At 51.4% G+C, this 18,676-nt stretch carries 16 protein-coding genes, 1 tRNA gene and 1 rRNA gene; 8 read left to right on the forward strand and 10 right to left on the reverse strand.

Annotation, left to right across the window (positions count from 1 at the left end; translation table 11 throughout):
• The first annotated feature begins 76 nt into the window (after positions 1–76).
• Positions 77–2,770, forward strand: a complete 2,694-nt coding sequence (locus BUB27_RS17855; RefSeq protein ID WP_159435062.1) for a proprotein convertase P-domain-containing protein — start codon at positions 77–79, stop codon at positions 2,768–2,770.
• Between the two features lie 199 nt (positions 2,771–2,969).
• Entirely contained in the window at positions 2,970–3,215 is a 246-nt protein-coding gene (locus tag BUB27_RS17860; RefSeq protein WP_143185253.1) for a hypothetical protein, read from the forward strand.
• A gap of 4 nt (positions 3,216–3,219) precedes the next feature.
• Here the strand turns inward: BUB27_RS17860 and BUB27_RS17865 are convergent, their stop codons facing one another.
• Entirely contained in the window at positions 3,220–4,050 is an 831-nt protein-coding gene (locus BUB27_RS17865) for an MBL fold metallo-hydrolase (RefSeq protein ID WP_159435063.1), read from the reverse strand.
• A gap of 140 nt (positions 4,051–4,190) precedes the next feature.
• Here BUB27_RS17865 and BUB27_RS17870 point away from each other — a divergent pair, with 140 nt between their 5' ends.
• The 3 genes from BUB27_RS17870 to BUB27_RS17880 are packed head-to-tail and all read left to right on the forward strand — an operon-like array spanning position 4,191 to position 6,719.
• Positions 4,191–4,871, forward strand: coding sequence for a hypothetical protein (locus tag BUB27_RS17870; protein ID WP_159435064.1), 681 nt, complete (start codon positions 4,191–4,193; stop codon positions 4,869–4,871).
• 7 nt (positions 4,872–4,878) lie between these two features.
• Entirely contained in the window at positions 4,879–5,499 is a 621-nt protein-coding gene (locus BUB27_RS17875) for a hypothetical protein (protein WP_143185256.1), read from the forward strand.
• Between the two features lie 11 nt (positions 5,500–5,510).
• Positions 5,511–6,719 carry a 3'-5' exoribonuclease YhaM family protein gene (locus tag BUB27_RS17880; protein ID WP_159435065.1) on the forward strand — a complete coding sequence of 403 codons (1,209 nt, stop codon included), beginning with the start codon at positions 5,511–5,513 and terminating at the stop codon, positions 6,717–6,719.
• Here the strand turns inward: BUB27_RS17880 and BUB27_RS17885 are convergent.
• The 6 genes from BUB27_RS17885 to BUB27_RS17910 form a co-directional block, all read right to left on the reverse strand.
• A complete protein-coding gene (locus BUB27_RS17885; protein ID WP_159435066.1) occupies positions 6,711–9,683 on the reverse strand; it encodes a chondroitinase family polysaccharide lyase in 2,973 nt (990 codons plus the stop codon). The two genes, BUB27_RS17880 and BUB27_RS17885, sit on opposite strands and share 9 nt — an antisense overlap.
• 97 nt (positions 9,684–9,780) lie before the next feature.
• Complete coding sequence (gene rsfS / locus BUB27_RS17890; protein ID WP_143185259.1) at positions 9,781–10,155, reverse strand: ribosome silencing factor; 375 nt, start codon at positions 10,153–10,155, stop codon at positions 9,781–9,783.
• A gap of 120 nt (positions 10,156–10,275) precedes the next feature.
• Positions 10,276–10,351, reverse strand: a tRNA-Ala gene (locus BUB27_RS17895).
• 69 nt (positions 10,352–10,420) lie between these two features.
• On the reverse strand, positions 10,421–11,506 hold the full coding sequence (locus BUB27_RS17900) for a hypothetical protein (protein WP_143185260.1): 1,086 nt from the start codon (positions 11,504–11,506) through the stop codon (positions 10,421–10,423).
• A 56-nt stretch (positions 11,507–11,562) separates the two neighbouring features.
• Entirely contained in the window at positions 11,563–12,678 is a 1,116-nt protein-coding gene (locus BUB27_RS17905; protein ID WP_159435067.1) for a serine hydrolase domain-containing protein, read from the reverse strand.
• Positions 12,679–12,719: 41 nt separating this feature from the next.
• Positions 12,720–13,181: a tetratricopeptide repeat protein gene (locus tag BUB27_RS17910; RefSeq protein ID WP_143185262.1), complete on the reverse strand. Its 462-nt coding sequence runs from the start codon at positions 13,179–13,181 to the stop codon at positions 12,720–12,722.
• Positions 13,182–13,299: 118 nt separating this feature from the next.
• On the opposite strand from BUB27_RS17910, the gene trmB reads away from it, so the two are divergent.
• Genes trmB through BUB27_RS17925 form a run of 3 tightly spaced genes read left to right on the forward strand, consistent with a single transcriptional unit; the run spans position 13,300 to position 16,323 of the window.
• Positions 13,300–13,914, forward strand: coding sequence for a tRNA (guanosine(46)-N7)-methyltransferase TrmB (trmB, locus tag BUB27_RS17915; protein WP_143185263.1), 615 nt, complete (start codon positions 13,300–13,302; stop codon positions 13,912–13,914).
• A 57-nt stretch (positions 13,915–13,971) separates the two neighbouring features.
• Positions 13,972–15,657, forward strand: coding sequence for a 2-isopropylmalate synthase (gene leuA / locus BUB27_RS17920; RefSeq protein WP_143185264.1), 1,686 nt, complete (start codon positions 13,972–13,974; stop codon positions 15,655–15,657).
• A gap of 39 nt (positions 15,658–15,696) precedes the next feature.
• On the forward strand, positions 15,697–16,323 hold the full coding sequence (locus BUB27_RS17925) for a metalloprotease (RefSeq protein WP_143185265.1): 627 nt from the start codon (positions 15,697–15,699) through the stop codon (positions 16,321–16,323).
• Positions 16,324–16,398: 75 nt separating this feature from the next.
• Here the strand turns inward: BUB27_RS17925 and BUB27_RS17930 are convergent, their stop codons facing one another.
• The 3 genes from BUB27_RS17930 to rrf all read right to left on the reverse strand — a co-directional run bounded on the left by BUB27_RS17930 (position 16,399) and on the right by rrf (position 18,513).
• Complete coding sequence (locus BUB27_RS17930) at positions 16,399–17,241, reverse strand: mechanosensitive ion channel family protein (RefSeq protein ID WP_143185266.1); 843 nt, start codon at positions 17,239–17,241, stop codon at positions 16,399–16,401.
• A 130-nt stretch (positions 17,242–17,371) separates the two neighbouring features.
• The gene (locus BUB27_RS17935) at positions 17,372–18,238 is read right to left on the reverse strand and encodes a DUF3472 domain-containing protein (RefSeq protein ID WP_143185267.1); all 867 of its coding nucleotides are present in this window, start codon (positions 18,236–18,238) and stop codon (positions 17,372–17,374) included.
• A 159-nt stretch (positions 18,239–18,397) separates the two neighbouring features.
• Positions 18,398–18,513: ribosomal RNA gene (gene rrf, locus BUB27_RS17940) — 5S ribosomal RNA — on the reverse strand.
• Positions 18,514–18,676 lie beyond the last annotated feature (163 nt).

Below are 18,676 nucleotides of genomic sequence, written 5' to 3' on the forward strand. Positions count from 1 at the left end.
TTCTCATTGACTTGTCATGAAGAGGACGTACTTAGCATTACATTCCATTCATAAAACCACACACATTCCTGACAGAATGAAAATCAAACCAACACACGTCACACTGCTACTAGCTGGCTCACTTTCAGTCAGCCTCTTCACACTCCACTCTCAGATTGAGAGTCAGGATGCAGCAAGCAAGGATTCCAAGGACACCAAAGCTTCCAAAGTTTCCGATTCAGCAAGCGCATCCTTTCAATCTCCTGAAGCCAGAAAGGCTAAGGCCAAAGAAGCACTCCTGTCCCGTCTTGGGCAGCAGGCCACCAAAGACCCTTTGAACGTAGGCAATACACTTGAGCGTATCGACTCGGCTCCTATCCTAGCCCTTAGAAGCCTCCCGAAGGCTGCCAAAGCTGAATTCAAACTCGGCGACCTGGATGTCAAAGGTTCGGTCATGCTAAATACGCCGGAAGATGAACACGGCAACTGGCTCTTCATTGTCAGCCTGGACGATATGGACGGCGCAACTCTCAAACTCTGGAATGACGAGCGCTATGGCATGGGCGGCTCCATCGCCAACCCACAAGGTTCAGTCGCCTACCAGATCCAAGGCACCCACGACAGCCTTGAATATGAAGTTAAAAACGTCGCCATTACCGATCTCATCTGCGGCACGGCTCCAGAAATCGGCCTTCCCGGTACTCATGCGGTTCCTGCAGCCGAAGAAGACACCTCAGCGCCAGCAGCTCCCGATGCCGAGCCTACAAATAGCTCCACCCTCTCACTTCAGAGTCTTCCTGGCAGCCAGCACACTCTCTATCTCGATTTCGACGGTGAAGTGGTAAACGCCGCCTGGTGGAACAACGGCAACACAATCAATGCTTCTGCTTCACGCTTCAACAACGACCACGACATCCAGCAGATCTGGAAAACCGTCAAGGAGGACTACCTCCCCTTCAATATCAACGTGACGACTGACCGCTCCGTCTACGATGCCACATCTAGCTCAAACCGCATGATGGTCGTCTTCACGGACACCTACCAGTGGTACAAGAGCGTGGCCGGCGTTGCCTATCGTAATTCATTCGGTTCTTCTTACGCCAAGGTTTGCTGGGTATTCACCCATTCTGGGGATCCCCTCCACCGCGCAAACACTGCCAGCCATGAGTCTGGTCACACCATGGGCCTCCAGCATGACGGCTCCTCATCCACCTCTTACTACACAGGTCACGCAGGCACTACTGCCGAGACATCATGGCGCCCGATCATGGGTACACAGACTCGCGCCATGGTGACTTGGGATAATGGTTCCTATGCCAATGCCAACAACACTGAAGACGACCTTGCCAAGATTGCTTCCGTAGTAGGCCTTCGCCCAAACAATGCCTCGAGCATCGCGGCCCTGACTGTCGACTCAGACATGAACATCGCTACCGAAGGTTCCATTCTCATGGGCAGCAACAACCGACCGGAAACTTCTGACATCTACTCTTTCTCTTGTGGTGCCGGCACTGTGAACATCAATCTGCACAACTACCCACTGGGTACAGAGCCATCCAACAACAAGTTCCGTTCAGACCTTGACCTCAAACTCGAGGTACTTGACTCCAGCGGCAACGTTGTCCTCAGTGACATGGGCGTTGACAAGCGTGACGCTTCCGTGTCCGGCCAGCTCGCCGAGGGTAGCTACAAGCTCCGCGTTACCACGACCGAAGTGTCTGGCTCACTGGGCTACCCGACTTATGGTCAGATGGGCGAATACTCCATCACTGGTAATCTTCCAACCGAGCCATTCACCCTCTCTCCGATGCAACTGGCGAATGAAGTTTCCTTCGAGGGAAGCGCTACTTCACAGAACATCACTCTCACTCACAAGGATTCATCCAACATGGCTGTCAATGTGACCAGCTCTGCTGCATGGGTCAGTGCGACACCTGACAGCTTCACCAGCACCTCCGGCTCTACTACCAACATCACCGTGAACTACGATGCTGCCGGACTCTCCGTCGGCACACACAATGCCACCCTGACGGTAACCGTCGGCTCCAATGCCCCCGTCAGCATCCCTGTCAGCTTCGAGGTCACTCCTCTCGGCAACTACGACGGCATCCTCATCTCCGGAGGCAAGGCGACTACCGCTGACGTCTATCCATCCAGCTTTGACATGCCAGCGGCCACCGGTGCTATCAAGAGCGTCAGCGTACTCTTGGACGGTGTCAGCCACACCAACCCGAAGGACCTTCAGGTTCTCCTCGTATCTCCATCCGGCAAGAAAGTCATGCTTCTGGACGGAAACGGCGGCAGCACTGCGATCAGTAACGCAAAAATGACTTTCAACGCCCAAGGACAAACACTACCAGGCACCCTCAGCAATGGCACCTATCTGCCATCGGGCCCAGACGGAGGCACTACCAACCTGCCTTCCCCTGCACCAGCTGGTACTTACTCTGGAGACATCACCAGCTTCAATGGCGATTCCCCATCAGGTAACTGGCAGCTCTATGTCAACGACATCGCAGCCAAGAATGGAGGATCTATCGATGGCTGGGCCATCACGGTCGAGACCGAGTACGAAACACTCATCGCCACCAGCTACACCCAGATCGATGGCTCTACCAGCTCCATCTCGTTCAGATCTACACCAGGACTGAGCTACACCATCGAGTCCAGCCTCGACATGAGCAACTGGAACTCTGAGACCCAGCTCACTGCCACAAAGAATCAAACCACCGTTACGGTGAGCACCTCGGAATCAACACGCCGTTTCTTCCGAGTGCGTGAAAACTCGTAGCACCCCCATGCTAGCGACAGGCCCTTAGCGTCTGTAGCAGGACGACGGCCCCGGCACCCGATGAATGGAATCTTAGGGTGCCGGGGTTATTTTTTGCCCGAGTAGAAACTCAAAAAAATAGCATCCCATCGTGAAACCTGTTACATTGTAATCCCTTAGAATAGATTAGACCCCCTAATAACCCCAACATCTGATTACTATGTCAACGATCGTAAAATATGGCATGATCGAATTCAAAATGGAGGCAGACTCCGTTGGCTATGCCTTCAACTGCCCCTTGTGCCACCAAATGTTCTTCTGCAGCGGAGGACTTGACCACGCCAAAGTCACGGCTCGAGAGCACCTTCAGCAATTCCACCGCGTCACGCCCATCCCAGCGGAAACAGTCACGGAATTGGATGACGATACGCCCAAGGTGGCTATTCAACACGCCCCCCAGGCTTAAGCTTCTAAAACAGCTCTGTTTGGATCAAGTCACCGTCCAAGGCCACTCCAGGCTTAGACTCTGTCCCGAACTCAAGCCACTCGGTCGGAGCATCTTGCTGGGCACAGAGCACCTTTACGTGGTCCAGCCCGCCATGGTCCAACAAGCCTTGCACCGTTTTCGTCGCAAGATCAGGGCAATTACAGTCACCACTCAGATGACCGAGAACAACCCCTTGTAAAAGACCGCAGCCAACATCAGCGAGTAACTCGCCAGCCTGGGTGTTGGACAGGTGACCATGCCTTGAAGCGATGCGCTGTTTCGTCGACCATGGGCGCTTGGTATCAGCCTCCAGCATGTCCTCGTCGTAGTTGGACTCCACAAAAATGGCATGAGATCCTTTCAAATGTGATCGCATCGCTTGCGTGATATAACCGACGTCAGTCACCAACCCAAAGCGGGTCCCCCCTTGCTCAACGACAAATCCCACAGGCTCCGCGGCATCATGCGGAATAGGGAATGGATGCACATGGAGACCGCCCAGTTGAAAGCCCTGCCCCGTCTGGAACACCTTCCATTCGATGTCACTTTTTAAATTCCACTCCAATGCCTCCTTAGTCATGGCATTGGCAAACAAGGGAATACGGCGTTTACGCAGAAAAACGTCCACCCCTCTGGCATGGTCACTATGCTCATGAGTCAGCACTAGACCTGTGAGACTGTCTGGATCCACCCCCAGCATTTCGAGCCGCAGAACGATCTGCTTGGCACTTAATCCTGCATCAATCAGAATTCTGGTATTTCCAGACTCCAGGATTGTTGCATTTCCGCCGCTTCCGCTTCCCAGTACTGCCATCCGCATTCTCACGCGCCCCATCCTAGGGAATCAGTCCCACTGCTCAAGCCTGTTTAGAAAAGAACATAGAGACCCTGATTTTCCGCACTTTTGCCTTTCGTCTGCCCGTGAAATCACTACACCTTCTAGTCATGAACACGATGAAAATTCTCATTGGAGCTACCTTCGCTCTCTTGCTTGCTGGTCTCATTACCTCCTACCAGACCATGAAAAATAATGAGAAGTCTGATCCCCGCGCCGCGGAGATCGAGAAACTCGAAAAGCGCTTAGCTGAACTCGAAGCCGCTAAAAACTCCAACGCGCCACTGGGCAGCAACAACTTTTCTAACAACCAGTACGGATCTGGCGGCTTCCAACCACAAGCCGTGCCTAACCCACTGGAGCAACAAGCTGCCACCCAAGCAGCCCAGCTTCAAATCGAAAAGCTCAAGCAGGAGATTGCCGAACTGAAGAACGACAACGAAGACAGTGTGAAGAAAGCTGACCTTGCCGAACGTGAAGCTCAGGCCCTACTTGAGAATGAAATGGACCGACGCCAGCCCGAAATGGCCCGAGCAAACCGCATCAAGCAAGCATTGCTCATGGCTCGTGTCGAGAAGTGGTATGAGGAAGAAAAGCTCGTAACCATCCTCATCGAAAGACCTGAGGACGTACAGTCAGGCCTCATTCTGGCAATCCGTAGAAACTCTGGAATTATCGGCCGTCTGCAAGTCGGCACCGTTGAGAATAACAAAGCCGTGGCTGACCCAATCCCTGGAAGTTTCCTAGGAGGTGTAGACATCCGCGAAGGCGACGAACTCATTGTTCCTCCCGCCTACTAACTGACCAATGACCGCACGAAATTCATTCAGTCTCATCGTTCTATTTGGCCTCGTATCGTGCGGTCACATACATACCAAGAGTGTCACTTACTCCAATCAATCCCCCGCTCAGGTCAATCAGGCCATCGTAAGTACGGAGCTGCAACCACAGGGTGGAAAGCCCGGTCTCTCTGTATCCGCCATGGTCTACATGGCTGGTTCCGCCCAACTTGAGGGCCCCTTTAAATGGCGTATCATGGCAACAGGCAAGGACGGCCTGCATGAGTCCATGACTCTGCACAGGGTGAGTATTCGCACCACCAAGTCCCAGCGTAAAGATGTCTACCCCAGCAGCCAGCTTCCAGATGACATCCCTTTTGTCACCTACGAGAAAACACCAGGAGTCAGCTATGCTGTCTGCCAATTTCCCGGCCTACTAGAGATTAATCCTGCTGAAGATGGCACCAGCCACATGAGCGTGGATCTCACTATCCGTAGTAAGGCCAAGGCTATACGAAAAACGGTGCACTTCACCCTGGTCAGATCCGATGAAAAGGAGACGAAATTTCTTTTCCTCCCATCGGAAATCGCTCAATCATTCGGGCCGAAAGATCCACGCCAATGGAAGTGGACCACCTCACCGCTCTAACTTTTGTGAACATGGACAAGCTAACTATCTCCCAACTCAAACAGGAAGCCTCTGAAACCCCACGCACTGCCTCCATCGACGTCCAAGTTCAAAAGACTGTCGTAAAAACCACCAAGTCAGGCAAACCCTACCTAGAGTTCACACTCGCGGATGCAACCGATCAATTTACACTCAAAATCTGGGAGAACCTACCCCAGTTTCGCAGTGCCCAAGAACTGCCTGAGAATGCCTTTCTTCGACTCTCCGGGGACTGGACGCAGAATCAATATGGTATTGATGGTGTTCGCTGGGATTTGCGCCCCATGAACCAGAGCGAGATCGATAGCTTTCTCTCAGGAGATCCTGAAACCCGCTTCACGCAGGATTCGGACTGGAAGGAGATCCTTCGCCTCACCAAGTCCATTTCAGACCCACGTCTTCGCACCCTATGCCAGCGCTTCATTGAGCGCCATGGCGAACAGTTCCGCCGTACTGCGGCTGCCAGGAAGAACCATCACGCGCGCCGTGGCGGACTGGTGGAACATGTGGCTCAGATGATGCGCTGTGCCTGCGCGATCACGTCTGTCTATTCCTCACTGAATAGAGACTTGCTTGTCGCCGGCATACTCTTTCATGACTGCGGTAAACTCTGGGAGAACACCTACCCCGAAACAGGCTTTACCCAGCCCTATGACATGGAGGGCGAAATGCTCGGCCACATTCCACTGGGTATCAATCTAGCAGCTCAGCTCTGGAGTGAAATGATGGAGGACGACAAGGCCAAAGATTGGGACAATCTCTACCCTCTCTCAGATGAAGTACGCATTCACTTGCTACACCTGATTGCCAGCCACCATGGGACCTATGAATTTGGCTCCCCCGCATTGCCACGTACCCCTGAGGCTATCGCCCTACACCACATAGACAACCTCGACGCCAAGTACGAGATGTTCAAACAGGCCTATGCCGTCGCTCCAGAAATTGCGCCTGGCATCCATGAGAAACAATTCCCATTGCCAGCCAACCTCGTGGCACCTCTGGCCCATTTCCCACGCACCCATACCTTAGCGGAAGGGAACAGTGAGCCCGTAGTAGAAGAGACAAAACCAGAGCAAGAAGGCATTCTTCCCCCCAAAAAAGACGAGCCAGTAGCCGTGAGTGAGGAATCTGATGCATCAGAGGATGAAGAGGACGATGAAGAAATCCCTCGCGCCCCCTTCAACGGCGAGCTGCTATTTTAAGCGCTGGAGGCTAACAGAATAGGTTCGTCCGCGTCTGGTCTTGAACGTGACCTTGGTTCCTTTGCTGTCAGGGAGAAGCTCCACCTTGATATCACTGGTATTCTCGGCTTGGTAGCTACCCGCCAGCATGAGGGTCTGCTCCATCACCTCTGGACCATTGCCAGCTGGCACCCACATCTCACCATCAATGCTTCCACCTGAGTTACCCGGCAGGCGTAAATCCGGATCACAGAAACTCAATTCAATGCCGCCTTCTCCCCTCTCAACCATCAAAATGGAAGGGCAGCTGACCCCTTTAAGCAAATCATCCTCTACAGGACCTGACTTGAACAAGGCATAGGACTTCAGGTTTCCTTTTTCAACGATATGCGCCAACTCGTCCTGCTGTTGAAGCTTATAAGGCTGCTCATTTTTGTTAGAATAGAACTTCGCTGATTTTTTCTCATCAGGCTGCACCAGGATAGCATAGTGGTAGCTTCCCTTTTTCGGCATGACTCCGTGATCAATCCATGCCACAGCATAGTCTCCTTCAGTCGGTGGGTTCTGGTCATCCGTCAAATCAAAGCCAGAACCTTTACCCCTCGTTCCGTAGTGATAACGAGACTTCTGATGCTGCTTCCTCATTTTGAGAGCTGCACCCTCTGGAAGCCAATAGACATTACCGAGCAAGTCTCTAACTACACCTCCTGATGTCACCTCTTTCTGCCATGGAAAATCACTGAATGCTTCGGTATTCAGTTCAACCGGTTTGGATACATCCTCCAAAGATTGCTGGAACAGCACTGTCTCTACAGGATATTTCTCACTGGCTCCTTGGATATCGCTACCTACTGCCACGATGAGGTCGTCAAAGAAGTGGTAGCTCTTCTTCGCTTTAAGTCCGGTGTAGTCCTTCTCCTTCTTCTCACTAAGCTGTGCGGCAAAGACTCCGTTCCGGTTACGATGATTAACACCACCAACAAAAGTTTCATTCGAACTAGGCATCACGATCGTCTTTTCAAAAGGCAATGCATCCACCGGCACATGGGTGACCGTGGCACCGGGAGGTCGCGCCCAGTCCCAGCCATCCTCGCTTACACCTGAAGCCGTCAATCCACCAGGAGGCAAGATTTCTAACACACCATGACTCTGATAACGCGCATATCGGTTCACCTTGCCATAGGTTTCCCCTGACCAGACATAGCGGCTAAAGCAACGAGCAACCGCCAGCCAGTCACCTCTGCGGTGAGCACTCAAGCCTGCATAGGGCTGAACCAAATGCCCTTCAGGATCTCCTTCAGGCTGGACCTCTGGATAATCTTTACGCGCAGCCTCGTTGAGCCTCAAAGCCACACTGGCAAATTGCTTATCCAGTGACTCGCTTCCATCGGGTGTACCTGACTTGGCAAAAGTAAGGTAAGCACCTTTAAGCCCACTGATTCCACCTTGCGAGAATGGGTGACGCCCACTCAGCGTTCTTGGCCAACTATATCGATTACTCGTGAACCTGAGTGCGAGTAGAGCTTTCCCAAAATGCTTGTATGCCTCCTCACTCAAGCGGAATGGTGTATCAGCAAAGAACTCAAAAAGCGTTGCTGCACTGGCGACTGCCCCCGTCTCATATGCTGGATAATGACCCCAGTGGTGAAATGCCGTACCATCCTCTTTGAATCCGTCATGTGTAGTGTGCTCGTCATGAGTAATCGCTTGACTCAAGGTCTTTGTCCACTGCTCTAACACCCTATAGGTTTCACCTGGATTTTCAGTCATGAGAATCGCAATCAGCTGGGAGCGGGCCATCGTATTGATGTAATCCATGTCCGAATAACGATGAGGCGCACGAGGATCGAAACAGAAATGAGCAAAGTTAAGCCACTGCAAATTCTTCGCCACGGCATCACGCAAGCCATGCTCTTCCAGCATCCCTCTAACAAGGTAGCTCGCCAAGTAATACTCTCTGGAGGCATAGCCAAAATGGTGCAGTGTCCCATGGGAGTGACCACAGCGGAAGCCAGACTTGAGCATCAACCTAGTGAGGTTCACGTACATGCTCTCTATCTCTTCTTTATCTTTTCCCTTTGCCGCATGCCAGGCCCGCGCTAGTCGAAGCAAGAACTTACCCGTCTTGCCGATGCTCAGATGCCCCTTAGTCATCTCCTCGGACAACTTGGTATACTTGTAAACATCATGCCCAATCCCCACCGCCACATGGCGCCCCTTCACATCACTATCGACTACCTTGATTTGATATGCCTGATATTCCTTCCTCAAATTTTCCAGATTGTAGCCACCCCCACCGACTCCACTCTTCTCCATGCGCATCTCCAGCTTCTCGATCAATGCTTCCTGTTGCTTTGTAAGAACCATTGGTTCCACCTCCTTGATCCCCTGAAGATAAAACGACTTGTGTCCATCATTACCGAAGCGGGAATGTTCATCCTCTCTGGTAAAACGATAAGCAGCGTCTGAATATGCAAAGCGGCGATCGAAATAAGTCCATGGAAGTAGATTATCTATCAGCACCTCTCCCGCTTCGCCAGAAATAGGGGCTGTAAGCTGCATCCAATCCATCTCTGCAGACTCTTTGCCGGACATACGATTGTAAGGCATCATCACGATTTGCCAGCCTGTGAAGTTCAGTTTTACATCAAACCAACAGTCCGCTTCTTGATCTCCATTGCGCCCGAAACTAAAACGCAGCTTCTCATCACTTGCCTCACCTGGGTGGTACAGCCAGGTATTAAACACACTGGTTTGCATGAATCCTTTATCCCTACGATTCCCCGTCTGGATCTTCTCAGGCCAAATAGCACTGCCACCTTGTTGCCCCCAGCTGAACTTCAAGCTTTGCTTGCCATGCACTGCTTCATCAGCAACAACCTCCGTCTTTATCCCAGCCAGTGATTCAAATTTATTATCTCCCCCATGCTCAAAGGAATACACGGCATTGCTCTGAGCTACAGCTGGAACAACTGTAATACACATTGAAATGAGTAAGAAAAAACGCATGGGTATAGAACTCGCCCATGCGCTGGATCTTTTCAATCTTTAATCCCGCATTCTGTCATACAGGATGGAGTACTTACTCCTCACTTGCTGGTTCTTCCTGCCACTGGACATCCTTGCCGTCGCCCCAAAGCTCCTCGAGTCCGTAAAGAGTACGCATGTCTTCATGCATCACATGCACCATGACATCCACGTAGTCTAGGACCACCCACTTAGTTTCGGCACGCCCTTCGGTCTTGTAGGGTTTCACCCCGTGGCGCTCAATTACGAGCCCTTCGGTGTCACGCAGGACAGCCTTGAGGTGCGGCATGGAATTACCGGAGCAAATCACCATGAAATCAGTCAACGTAGACAGGCCACGCACATCAATGATCTTGATGTCCTCAGCTTTGTTTTCGTCAGCGGCCAGTGCACATGCCTTGGCCAGTTCGATACCTTCTACCTTTGTCATTCTATCGCTTGGTTTGGGGTAAAAAAAAAGACCCGCTCGGGTCTCCTATCTACCTGATCTGGAACTCAGATTCCAGCTTCATTTCTGTATCTCGCCATCCTCCTCAAGAAAGAGGGAGGATGGTGGAGCATAGCGGAATCGAACCGCTGACCTTCTGCATGCCATGCAGACGCTCTACCAATTGAGCTAATGCCCCGTTAATCCTTCGAGTGCGCGCGGGATTTACCCAGCTCCGCCCCTTTTTGCAAGATCTTTTTACGAAAAATCACTCAGTAGGGACCACGAACTCTTCCATCACATCCAGACTGTCCACATACATAGCCAGATAGGGAAGATCCTCTTTGTTCTTCCAGAAAAAGACATAGAACGGGCGGTCACAGATGAATTTACGTGGCTCGATGACTTTTGGCTTAATCGGGCCGCCAAATGGAGCATCACTTCCTGCGTACTTAACACGTACTGCTCCTCCTTTTTCATGGAGACTCATCTCTAGGCTCTGGTAAGCAGCCGTCATAACCCTTGGGACTCCCGATCCTTGGTAATAAATCTGCCCCTCCAAGGCTGAGGTAAAATCACGGTCGGCATTCACATTTAAGTAGGGAATCTTGATGGAATCTTTCTTGTGAATGTATCCATCATTCAATTTCCCAGGTTCTCCATTCATGGGAGGTAATTTCTGGTATGAATCTATAGCCTGCTGGATACTTGAGACATCACCTTTAGGAAGATAGATTACCACACTTTCGTTCTGCTTACCTTGAACTGAAAGAGCAAATGATTTACCTCCATCCTCGTAGGCCACCACTCTCACGCAATTATTAAAATCCTCACTCGCATTTCCTGCTGTACCGAAAAAGCTGACTACTTTCTCCTCGCCACTACTCGTCTTAAATTTCAGACCATGCGCCTTGGAACGATAAAAGTGCTTAAAATACTCAACATCTCTCTTGAGCACACCCATCACGGCTACTCCCGCAGGATTCTGCACCACTTTCTCTATAGGCAGATCCACGCCAAATGTCTGCCTCGCATCTTCCGCAGACTTTTTAAGGAAGGCTTCGTCAGCTGGCCCCACATAGGTCTTGTACCCATTCTCCGGCATCACAGACTCTCGCTTCCATTTAAACGACGACAGCTGCTTGATGATATCATTTTCAGGTTCTACCTTCACGATCAAGCCACCATTTTGCTTCACCATCTCTTCCCAGCACGCCTGGAACAAAGGTGACCACACAGCCGACTCACCGGGCCTGATTTCCTCACCCGGCACTATGAGCACTTTCGGTGCTGCTGATAGAGGGCCGGATACAAGCAACATCCCTACAGCAACCAGAGAATTAATCCAACGCATAAGCTGCAGTCTAAGACGTCAGATAAGCTGCGGCAACGACAAAAGAGATAACCTTGTTAGATAGCTGCGATCATTTCCAGACTTTTAGGCCCGGGCAAAACGGCCAACTCCATCTGGTTCATGATATAAGCAAAGGACACACCGCTTTCTGGGTCTCCCAAAGCATGGCTGCCACCCGCTCCAGGGTGCCCGAAAGCCTCCAGGGCAGCTCCATAGTTATGCCTCAGCTTGGATCCATGATCATCCAGCGGGTCCATCTGGAATCCACAGGTAAAACGCGTCGGTGTGCGGAGGATCCTGTCTTCACCCTGGATCACTGGAGTCTTGATCCACTCCAGCACATCATGGCTGAAACACTCGATGCGTCCAATCGCCGCCTGGTAGAATTTAGCCAAAGCCCTGGCTGTTCCCACACCACCCATGGCTGGGAGTGCGGCCTGCCAGGCTTCCTGCTTGTTCATCTCCTGTACGGCGTGCAGTCCGCGGGGAGAACCGAAGGCCTTACGGACCAACGTCCCTTCTTGGTTGAACTCCTTGTAAAAACCACTCTCCAGATCACTCTTGTCCATCTTACCTGGATAGAGAGTGGCCACGCGACCAAACTCACTCTCAGGAAGACCGATCCAGAAATCCAGTCCCAGAGGCTCAGCCACTCTCTCGCGCCACACCTCCCCCAGAGTCTTCCCACTGAGTTCCCTGACCGGCTTTTCCAGCAGGAACCCGTAGGTGCGTGGATGATAGCCATGGCCATCGCCTAGCGGCCAGTTTGGCGCTTGTTGCTCCACAGCTTCAATCACCGCACCGTAGTCAAATACACTAGCCTTCTTGTCTAAAGCTGCGAAACCACTTTGATGGCTCATCAGCTCGGCAAAAGTCGCATTCTTATTTGGAAACTCGTCCCACACCCTCACCACCAAGTCCTGCGGAGTCAGACCATTTTCCTCCAGAAGCATCAGTAGGATGGCACTCGCTGGCCCTTTAGTTGCTGAGTACACGGGCACCATCGTGTCTGCCGTCCATTCTCTCTGCTTAGTACGATCACACCAGCCCTGTGCGAGATTCAAGATTTCCTCGCCATCCCTCCACACGGAAACAGAAGCCCCCAACTCACCTCTCTCGGCAAAGTTACGCTCGAAAACCTCCTTGATCTTATCGACTTGTGGTGTACTCACGGTCATGCCCTATACACGGCTCCAGACAGCTTGCAAGTCCTCTACAGCACCAGGCCGACAAGATCTTTGTCCGTTTGAGCAAGCTGACGCAGACTTTCATCCAGCTCAAAGGCCCTGTCCAGATAGCTTTTCGCAACATTGGGGTCCCCCAGCACAGCCGAGTAACAGCCCATATTGTAGTGAAACAAGGCATCTTTGATCAGGCTTTTGGGTCCTTTGAGGAGCACCTCTCTGGCAGCCGTTGTATCACCTATCTCATGGAGACAATACGCTGCATGGATAAAGTAAGCTTTCTTACGTGGATGATGCTTACAGAGCCTCTGAGCGGTCACTACGGCGGCATTCCACTGCTTGTCCATCATCTGGGCTGCTAATACCAGCTCCTGCACACGAGAACTGTACAATTCCTCCTCGGCAAGCCCTGTGAGCTCGCCCAGCGCATCCTGTGGCATTTCCAGCTGGAGAAAGCCTACCACCGAATTCAAACGCGTTTCTAAATCCATGCGAGGCGAATTTGCACATGGAAAAGCAGAAAAGCAAATCCTGAGCATACGAAAAAGCCACAACTTAAGCCTACGAAGTCTTGCACTTCCCCCCCAGTCTTCGCAGACTTCCCGCCCTATGACGTCAGCCACCAAGCAACGCCAACCTGAGATCTGCGAGTTCATGCCCGCAGACTACTTTGCACGTCTGGATACAAAGGACATCTTTGCAGACGGCAAACCGCTCGAAGTCGATCTCGGCACCGGCGATGGCACTTTCCTCATCAAAATGGCCCAACACTATACCGATCACAATTTTCTCGGTGTAGAGCGCCTGCTTGGCCGCGTAAAGAAAGTCTGCCGTAAGGCGAGGAACAACGAACTGACCAACTGCAAAGTCCTGCGTCTGGAGTCCAAGTACGTGGTCGAATGGCTGCTGCCTGAGGAATCCGTGGACCGCATGCACTTACTGTGCCCAGATCCCTGGCCTAAGGAGCGCCATCACAAGCGCCGTCTCGTCCAGCAGGAGTTCCTTGAGGCCGTATTCAGAGCACTCAAACCAGGCGGCGAGTTCTGCTTCAAGACGGACCACCCGGAATACTTCGATTGGGTGGTTGACGAAATCAATACCTTTGGAAAGTTCCAGCAGTTGGACTGGCCTGAGGACGCCTTCTACTACCCGAAAACCGACTTCCAGGTGCAATGGGAAGCTGAAGGCAAGACCCTGCAACGCATCCGCGTGCAGAAACCGTAGCGTTTCCCAATACCCCGCCTCACATTTTCTCAGACAGAGTTTTTCTCCCATTTCATTATGAAAACAGAAGCCATAACCAAGTACCGTCCATTTCCTAGAGTGGACTTACCAGACCGTACCTGGCCAGACCAGGAAATCACCACAGCTCCAATCTGGTGCTCCGTGGACCTACGCGATGGTAACCAAGCACTACCGCAGCCGATGTCGATCGAAGAGAAACTAGAGTTCTTCGATCTCCTCTGCCGCATTGGCTTCAAGCAAATCGAAATCGGCTTCCCATCCGCAGCCGACACGGAGTTCAATTTCTGCCGCCGCCTGATTGAGGAAAACCGCATCCCGGAGGATGTGACCATCCAGATTTTGGTGCAGACACGTGAGCACCTCATCCGCCGTTCCTTTGAGGCGATCAAAGGAGCCAAGCGTGCCATCGTGCACATCTACAACTCCACCTCTCCACTGCAGCGCCGTATCACGTTCTCGGATGCGTCCCGTGAAGCGATTCGTGATATTGCCATCGCAGGTGCAGAACTCGTGAAGAGCCTGGTGCCTACGATTCCTGAAACAGAGGTCGTCCTACAATATTCTCCGGAGTCCTTCTCCGATACCGAGCTGGATTTCTCCCTTGAGTGCTGCAATGCCGTCATCGACATATGGCAACCAACGGCGGAGAAGCGTATGATCATCAACCTGCCGGACACGGTCCAGTGGACTACCCCAAACGTCCACGCAGACCAAATCGAGTGGATGTGCCGTCATCTGCATAAGCGTGATTTCATCGACGTATCACTGCATACCCACAATGACCGAGGCACAGGCACCGCAGCCACTGAGCTTGGCCTTATGGCTGGTGCTGACCGTGTAGAGGGTACTCTTTTCGGAAATGGCGAACGCACCGGCAACCTGGATATTGCCAATGTGGCTCTCAACATGAATGCGCATGGCATCGCCACTGGCCTGGACTTCACAGACCTTCCGTCTATCCGTGCCGTCTATGAGCGCATTACCCGCATGACCGTGGCCGAGCGTCACCCTTATGCAGGTGAACTCGTCTTCACCGCATTCTCCGGATCGCACCAGGACGCCATCAAGAAAGGCATGGACCGCCGCAGCCGTGAGATTATGGAAGACCCGAATCTCGCTTGGGGCGTACCGTATCTCACCATCGATCCTCAAGACGTTGGCCGCTCCTACGAAGCGATCATCCGCATCAACTCTCAGTCGGGCAAAGGCGGCATCGCCTACATCCTAGACAGGGAGCATGGCTTCGATCTTCCTAAGACCATGCATCCACAGGTCGGCAAACGTATCTACGATCTAGCGGATGAGATGGGTCAAGAACTCAGCCCGGACGAAATCCGCGAGGCATTCTTCCGCTTCTTCGTGAACCTGGAAAGCCCGCTGCAGCTGGTCGACTATGAGCTAGATCACCATGCAGGAACCAAAGGTGAAGTCGCTTGTACCGCCACTGTCATCATCAACGGTGAGGAGAAAGAAATCAGAGGTATCGGTAACGGTCCGATCAACTCCTTCGTACACGCACTGGATGAAGCTGGCTTGAAGCAATTCAATCTCGTCGACTATCGCTCACACGCCGTGCGCGGCGGTTCGGATTCGGATTCTGCGGCCTATATCCAACTGCAAGGCAAAGACGGTAACATCGTCTGGGGCTGCGGCGTGGATCCGTCCATCGAGATGGCCGGCCTCAAAGCTTTGGTCAGTGCATGGAACCTGCTGGAAAAATAGAAAATCTAGCGTAGATAGTCTCATCGAGTCCCTGATCACATGGTAGAATTTAAATTATTAGGAATCCCTGTTAGAGTAGAAGCCATCTTTTGGATCACGCTTGGCCTGCTGGGCTTTATCGGCATAGGCATCGAAGGCAATGGCCTACTACTCATTGCCCTCTTCGTTCTCGCAGGATTCATCTCCATTTTAATCCATGAAATGGGGCATGCCCTGATGATCAGGAAATACGGGCTACCTACGCAGGTCGTCTTGGCGGCTTTCGGAGGCTACGCGCAGTATCCAGCCGGCTACTTGACCAGGAAACAGGATTTCCTGGTCACTCTAGCTGGCCCGGCATCCCAGCTATTATGCGGACTTGGTGTATTCTTTGCACTACCCTACCTCCAACTACCAAACAACCTGGTGAATGAGTTTCTGTGGTTCTTCCTATTCGTCAGTATCTTTTGGTCCGTACTCAACTGCTTGCCAGTTCTACCACTTGATGGTGGACGCATGCTGGCAGCGATCATGGGGCCGCGTAGATTGAGACAAGTCCTCATGGTCAGCATCGTCACGGCTGTCGCAGTCGCCCTATTCGCGGTCTTCATGCAGGCTATGTTTGGCGCCATTTTAATGGGCATGTTCGCCTACCAGAACATTCAGGACCTCAAGAGAGTGCCTTAATTATCATCTCTAAAATAGAAAAGCCCGGCTACCACTGAGTAGCCGGGCTTTTTTTATGGAGAATTACAAGGCTGATTAAGAAACCTTCTCGTTGTAGATGTGGAGGTCACGCTGCGGGAATGGAATGGAGATGCCGGCCTCATCGAGAGCTTTCTTCACTCGCTCATTCATCGCAAAGTGGACATCCCAATAGTCTGCACTCTTACACCAGACGCGAGTCGTCAGATTGACAGAACTATCAGCCAACTGACCTACCTTGATCAAGGACTCTGGTGTATCGTAGATCTGTTCAATACCACTGATCACACTGAGAATGACTTCACGGGCTTTATCGATGTTATCGTTATAGCCAATGCCGAAACTGAAATCGACACGGCGATCCGGCATGGTGGAATAGTTGATCATCGAGTCGGTTTGCAGCTTCCCATTAGGAATATAGATCATCTTATTATCCCCTGTAAGCATGATCGTTTGGAAAATCTGGATCTCATGCACCTTTCCGACAAAGCCTTGGGCCTCGATCACATCGCCAATTTTAAACGGGCGGGTGCTTAGAAGAATCACACCACTTGCGAAGTTCTGTAAGTTACCGCTCAATGCCATACCAATAGCTAATCCCATCGCCGCGAAAATAGCCGCAAACGGTGTCGTTTGAATCCCTGCGGTAGAAATTGCGCAGAGTACAACACCCACTTTTAGCAAAGCCGTTGTGAGAGAAACCAAGAAAGGTTTCAGGGTAGAATCAATACCTTTCTTATCCAGTGCCTTGCCCAGTATTCTACCGACTACACCTGAAAGTTTCCATCCAATGGCAAAGGTAATCACTGCCAAAATTACCTTCGGCGTCCATTCCACGGCTTCGTTCCAGATCACATCGATCCATTGCTGTGTATTTATATCTGATAGAAGAGTATTCATCGCCCAAGTGGTACTACGGCTAAGTACCAATGTCACAAGATTTTTTGCCTAACAGCTTAACAAATATGACATCACCACGAAAAAGGCCTTTCTCGATGAGAAAGGCCTAAATACAAAGCTGTCAGAATAATTACTTCAAGAGCTCCTTGGCTGATTCAGGAACGGAACCTTTGCCCTTCTCACGAATCGTATCTTTCCAAAGCTCAGTCGTCTTCATTTCAGTCTCACCGCCGGTAGCTAGGAAGAAACCATCCTCAACTTTACCAGCATCAATATTCTTTGACGGTGTGGGATCAGCGGTAAATTTGAACTTCAGTAACGGAGACCACTTACCTTCAGCATCCATCCACCATCCGTTCTTATAATCCGCAACACGCGCAACTTTCGCGGAATGGTAGTTACGTCGGAAATCTTCCACAAAAGAATAGAGACCTCTACCTAGTCTACCACCTTTGGTCAGGGTTTGGAACTCAGTCATCAGCTGCCAAGTCTTACGATTGTTGTCATAAAACCAACCTTTGTACTTCGTCATCTTATCACCGACGGGCTCAGCTCTGACGAAGAACTTGATATTCTCACCTATCTTCCAGTCATAGTCATAAAAGCTCTGGCCACCCGTACCTTCACCTCCAAATCGCCCGGTGCGCACACCCTCACCTTTTTCAATAAGCTTAGCCCTGTTTTCATCAGGTACTTTACGAGGGTCCTGGCCATGATCCGGTTCCCACACTGAGAAGATCATCACTTTCTTCCCGTTCGCCAACTCTTGCATACCGAAGTAGCCCTTGTTGAAGCCCAGAGCACAGAAGTAGGTACCCGGGGAAGATTTCTTCACCTCCACCTCCATGTAAGCTGCAGCTGCATCGTGCTGGATATCTTTATAACTCAAATGTACGGAGCGGCACTGTCTCTTGGCCAGCTCCGCTGGTTCGATCGCATGAGTTGTAGCGCTGAAGCCCAGAGCCAAGGTAGTGAGAGCAAAGATTGTTCTAATCATAATCACTAAACTTAACGTCACCGAGTGAACTTTCAACTCATCAAATTTAATGACTTATTGATTTATTTGCGCCCACTCCGACAGCCTCTGAACTCTCAAAATTATTAACTGCGGACACAAAAAAGCCCGCACTCAGCTTTCACTAAGTGCGGGCATATAACCTGGCGACGACCTACTCTCACAGGACCTATCGTCCAACTACCATCGGCGCTAAAGCGTTTCACTTCCGGGTTCGGAACGGGACCGGGTGGTTCCACTCTGCTATGGTCACCAGAAGCCGGGACTGATGTTTCCATTCAGTTGCGGCTTCCATTGGCCAGAGCTGGCTCGTCTGGTTAGTCTTCGGTTATTTCTATTAGATCTTTGGATCTTCAACATGTCGTCTGCACGTTGACAGCTGCACAGAGCCTATCTTCAAATTTTTTCCTTTCTGCAAGT

This window comes from Rubritalea squalenifaciens DSM 18772, from assembly GCF_900141815.1.
Taxonomy (GTDB): domain Bacteria; phylum Verrucomicrobiota; class Verrucomicrobiia; order Verrucomicrobiales; family Akkermansiaceae; genus Rubritalea; species Rubritalea squalenifaciens.